Here is a 4,711-nt window from a genome sequence, read left to right as displayed (position 1 = left end):
TTCCTAAACTTTTTTGGTTGTCCAGGTTCGACCGCTCCACCCCTTCCGGGGCTCTCGCGGCGCGTCGCCTCCCGGCGACTCAGAAAACTTACAACACCGTCGGCTCGCGCCTCTCGATCCCGTAAGCTTGCTCCCCGCTCGAGCTTTCGCTCTCTGGGGCGCAGTCCAAAATCATATCACGTGCTTCGCGGGCTGCTTCTCCAAGAGGCTGATCCGAAGAGTCCCCAGGAGCCGGGTGCTCCCCTGTGCCTGCAGAGCTGCCCCTGGTCGCCACGACCGCCACGGCACTCGGAAAGGCTGCCAGGCCACCACAGGCACGGCAGCGGTGGCCTTCGAGGGCCTGCATGGATGCGCTGCTGAGAAGGGAACCGAGCAGGACTGAGCAGGGCCGGCGACGGTGCCCCCCCCCGCCGCCAGCCCTCGGCAACCTTGCGACGGGCGATTGGAACACCGCGCAGCCCCTCAGGACCGCCCTGGAAAGGTCAGGCCCTGGGGAGCTGAGCCTGCGCACTCCGGCCATCGGGCACAAAAAAAGCCGCGATGACTCGCGGCTTGCAGGGGTTGGATGGGGGCGGAAGCCGACCGACGACTTAGAACAGACCCAGGGTGAGGGACTTGTCGATGGGGAGGCAGGCGCCGATGCCCAGATAGATGGTGAAGACGGTGCCGAACAGGAAGGCACCCATGGCCACGGGTCGGCGGAAGGGGTTCTGGAACTTGTTGAAGCTCTCGATGAACGGGATCAGCATCAGACCCAGCGGGATCATCGTCTGCAGGGCGATGCCGAGCAGCTTGTTGGGGACCACCCGAAGGATCTGGAACACCGGGTAGAGGTACCACTCGGGCAGGATCTCCAGCGGGGTGGCGAAGGGATCGGCGCGATCCCCCAGCATCGCCGGATCCATGACGGCCAGACCGACGAGGCAGGCGATGGTCCCGAGGATGACCACCGGGAAGATGTAGAGGAGGTCGTTGGGCCAGGCGGGCTCACCGTAGTAGTTGTGCCCCATGCCCTTGGCCAGCTTGGCCCGCAGCTTGGGATCGGTGAGGTCAGGCTTCTTGAGGATGTGCATGGTGGGGGCTCGGAGCGCTGGTGACCGGTGGGGGAAGGCTAAGGGGAAGAGCGGGGTTCAGAGCGGGCCGGAGATGCCCTGCTTACGGATCATGAGGAAGTGGATCAGCATGAACACCGCCAGCAGCCAGGGCAGCACGAAGGTGTGGAGGCTGTAGAAGCGCGTGAGAGTGGACTGGCCGACGCTCTCACCACCGCGGAGCAGCTCGACCATGAAGTCGCCGACCACGGGAACGGCGGCAGGCACGCCACTGACGATCTTGACGGCCCAGTAACCCACCTGGTCCCAGGGGAGGGAATAGCCGGTGACGCCGAACGACACGGTGATCACGGCCATGGTGACGCCCGTGACCCAGGTGAGCTCACGGGGACGCTTGAAGCCGCCGGTGAGGTACACCCGGAAGACGTGCAGAATCAGCATCAGCACCATCATGCTGGCGCTCCAGCGATGGACGGAGCGGATCAGCCAGCCGAAGCTGACGTCGGTCATCAGGTACTGGACCGAGCTGTAGGCCTCCACCACCGTGGGCTTGTAGTAGAAGGTCATCGCGAACCCGGTGGCGAACTGGATCAGAAAGCACACCAGGGTGATGCCGCCCAGGCAATAGAAGATATTGACATGGGGGGGGACGTACTTGGCGGAAATATCGTCGGCAATGGCCTGGATCTCCAGGCGCTCCTCGAACCAGTCATAGATCGGGGACGACTTGGCGCCGGTGGACGAGTTCGCCATGCAGCGGGGGGCTTGGGTTGCGAGAGTCTACCGATCGTTCTGACCCCCCCGTGAGAGACCCGGCCCGCCGCTCCCTGCCGGCTCAATGGTTTGCAACAGGGCTCTGCCTGCTGCTGTGCCTGCCGCTCGGCATGCCCCCAACGGCCCTGGCGCTCAGCGATGCCCAGCAGCTGGTGGTGGAGGCCTGGCGACTGGTGAACCAGAGCTACGTCGATCCTGCCCAGCTGGAGGCGGTGCAGTGGCGGCGCCTGCGCCAGAAGACCCTGGAGCAGCCGATCGGCACCACGCTGCAGGCCTACGCGGCGATCGAGGCGATGCTGGCCCCCATCGACGATCCCTACACACGGATGCTGCGACCGGAGGAGTTCGCCACCCTGCGCTCCAGCACCCAGGGGCGAGTGACCGGCGTGGGACTCCAGCTGGGGCTACGGGCTGGGGATCAGCGGATCGTGGTGATCGCCCCCCTCGACGCCTCACCCGCGGCCGAGGCGGGGATCGTCTCCGGCACCGAGATCCTGCGGGTGAACGGCACACCGGCCGAGGAACTGGGGCTGGAGGGCACCGCCGCCCGCCTGCGGGGACCCGCCGGCAGCGACGTTCTCGTGGCCCTGCGCGCCCCCTCGGGACAGGAGACGGAGATGCTGCTCGATCGCCGCGACGTGGATCTGCAGCCGGTGCGCAGCCACCGCCTGGTCAGCGACGGCCACAGCCTCGGTTACCTGCGGATCACCCAGTTCAGCGAGCCGGTACCCCAGCAGGTGCGGGCCGCCCTGGCCGCCATGACCGCCCCCGGGGGCAGCGGCCCGATTGAGGGGCTGGTTCTGGATCTGCGCAACAACTCCGGGGGCCTGGTCGCCGCCGGCCTGGCAGTGGCCGACGGACTGCTCGACGGGGACCCGATCGTGGAGACCCAGGACCGGGGCGGCATCGCCGACCGGCAGCAGGCGGGTCCCGGACAGCTCTATGGCGGCCCCATGCTCACCCTGGTGAACGCCGGCACGGCCAGCGCCAGTGAGATCCTCGCCGGGGCCCTGCAGGACAGCGGCCGCTCGCGCCTGGCCGGCAGCCGCACCTTCGGCAAGGGACTGATCCAGACCCTGATCAACCTCAGCGACGGCAGCGGCCTGGCGGTGACCGTGGCCCGCTACCTCACCCCGAGCGGCCGGGACATCCAGAACCAGGGCATCGAGCCGGACGTACGGCTGTCCCAGCCCGAGCCCCTGGAGCCCGATGGGGAACGGGACACCTGGCTGCAGGAGGCGGCCGGGCTGCTGGTGGCGGAACTGGCGGCCCCAGCCCTGGCGACATGAGCCAGCGCACGTACCACGATCCACTGCATGGGGCGATCCGGCTGGATCGCCAGGATCCGGCCGAGGCCCTGGCGATCGACCTCATCGACACCGCCCCCTTCCAGCGGCTGCGTCGCATCCGCCAGCTGGGGCCCGCCTTCCTCACCTTCCACGGGGCGGAATCCAGCCGCTTCACCCATTCCCTCGGGGTGCTGGCGGTGGCGCGGCTCGCCCTGCAGCAGCTGGAGCGGCTCGATCCCTCCCTGTCCCGGCACCGGGACGTGCTCTATGCCGCCGCCCTGCTGCACGACGTGGGCCACGGACCCCTCAGCCACTCCGGCGAGGAGATGTTCGGCCTGCGGCACGAGGCCTGGTCGGGGCGGCTGATCCGCGACCACTCCGCCCTTCGGGACGTGCTCGATGACGGCGCCCCGGGCCGGGCCGCCCTGGTGGCCGACCTGCTGGAGCACGGCCGCCACCCCAGCCGGGCCATCAAGGCGCTGGTGAGCAGCCAGCTGGACTGCGACCGGCTCGACTACCTGCTGCGCGACAGCTACAGCACCGGCACCCGCTACGGCCAGCTGGATCTGGAGCGGATCCTCGCCAGCCTCACCCTGGCGCCCGACGGGGATCTGGCCCTCCACCCCCGCGGCCTGATGGCGGTGGAGCACTATCTGGTGGTGCGCCATCTGATGTACCGGAGCGTCTACAACCACCGGCTCAACATCGTCTGCAACTGGCTGCTCAACCGGGTGATCAGCGTGGCCCGCAGGCTGGGCCCGGACCTGGTCTGGGCGGACGCCACCATGGCCCGTTGGCTCTGGGACCGGGATCACCTCGATCTGGACAGCTACCTGGCCAACGACGACATCCGCACCGGCTACCACCTGGTGCGCTGGCGGGAGGAGGGGCCCGAGGAGCTGGCCGATCCCTGCGGACGGCTGCTGGAGCGGCGCCTGCCCAAGGCCACCGACGTCAGCGACCTCTCCCCGGCCGGCCGGATCGAACTGCTGGCGGTGGCGCGGGGGCTGTGCGAACGCGCCGGGCTGGTGGCGGACGGCTGCTGCGCCCTGGAGCAGCGCCAGAGCCGGGGCTATCACCCCTATTCCGGGGGCCTGCGGCTGTGGGACGGCCAGCGGCTGCAGGCCCTCGAGCAGCGCTCGCCGCTTGTGGCCAGCCTCTGCCAGACGGTCGACATGGCCTGGCTGATCCATCCGGCCCGGGTCAGCGACGCGCTGCGGCAGACCCTGGCGGTGCGGCGGCAGGACGACGCCGGCCGGCGGGACCTCTAGGTTCGCTGCACCGCAGGGCACTGTCGTGGCAGCCGCACTGATCCAGGCGATCGATGGCCAGCAGCCCCACCTGCTGCGGCTGCCTGCCGAGGAGGGATCCGCCAGTGCCCTCGAGGAGGTGCGCTACGCCCTCGGCAGTCGCCTGCCGCCGCCAGGCCCCGTGGTGCTGGAGGCGGGCCGCTGGCTGCTGCGGCTGCCGGACCTGCGCCAGCTGCAGGAGCTGCTGGATTCGCTGCAGCTGGAACTGGTGCGCGTCGCCGGCCGCCGGCCGGAAACCCTGGTGGCCGCCGCCGCCCTCGGCCTCGACACCGATCCGGGCATGGGG

The 4,711-nt window shown here is 69.4% G+C and carries 4 protein-coding genes and 1 pseudogene; 3 read left to right on the top strand and 2 right to left on the bottom strand.

Translation table 11 applies throughout. The features are described from left to right. Positions 1-590: 590 nt before the first annotated feature. Together petD and petB are read right to left on the bottom strand one after the other, a co-directional pair. Positions 591-1,073 carry a cytochrome b6-f complex subunit IV gene (gene petD, locus VB737_RS05505; RefSeq protein ID WP_500311816.1) on the bottom strand — a complete coding sequence of 161 codons (483 nt, stop codon included), beginning with the start codon at positions 1,071-1,073 and terminating at the stop codon, positions 591-593. Between the two features lie 57 nt (positions 1,074-1,130). Next, a complete protein-coding gene (petB, locus tag VB737_RS05500) occupies positions 1,131-1,805 on the bottom strand; it encodes a cytochrome b6 (RefSeq protein WP_015109205.1) in 675 nt (224 codons plus the stop codon). Between the two features lie 50 nt (positions 1,806-1,855). Between petB and ctpZ the strand changes: the two genes are divergently transcribed. From ctpZ to VB737_RS05485, 3 genes and pseudogenes are all read left to right on the top strand, one after another. Further along, a complete protein-coding gene (ctpZ, locus tag VB737_RS05495) occupies positions 1,856-3,115 on the top strand; it encodes a carboxyl-terminal processing protease CtpZ (protein ID WP_500311814.1) in 1,260 nt (419 codons plus the stop codon). Then, the gene (locus VB737_RS05490) at positions 3,112-4,386 is read left to right on the top strand and encodes an HD domain-containing protein (RefSeq protein WP_500311812.1); all 1,275 of its coding nucleotides are present in this window, start codon (positions 3,112-3,114) and stop codon (positions 4,384-4,386) included. The genes ctpZ and VB737_RS05490 overlap by 4 nt, the downstream gene beginning before the upstream one ends. 25 nt (positions 4,387-4,411) lie before the next feature. Continuing rightward, positions 4,412-4,711: pseudogene (locus tag VB737_RS05485) on the top strand (septum site-determining protein MinC); the annotation flags it as partial.

It is taken from the genome of Synechococcus sp. BA-120 BA3, from assembly GCF_034931285.1.
GTDB lineage: Bacteria > Cyanobacteriota > Cyanobacteriia > PCC-6307 > Cyanobiaceae > Cyanobium.
This window is presented reverse-complemented; position numbering and strand designations above follow the sequence as displayed.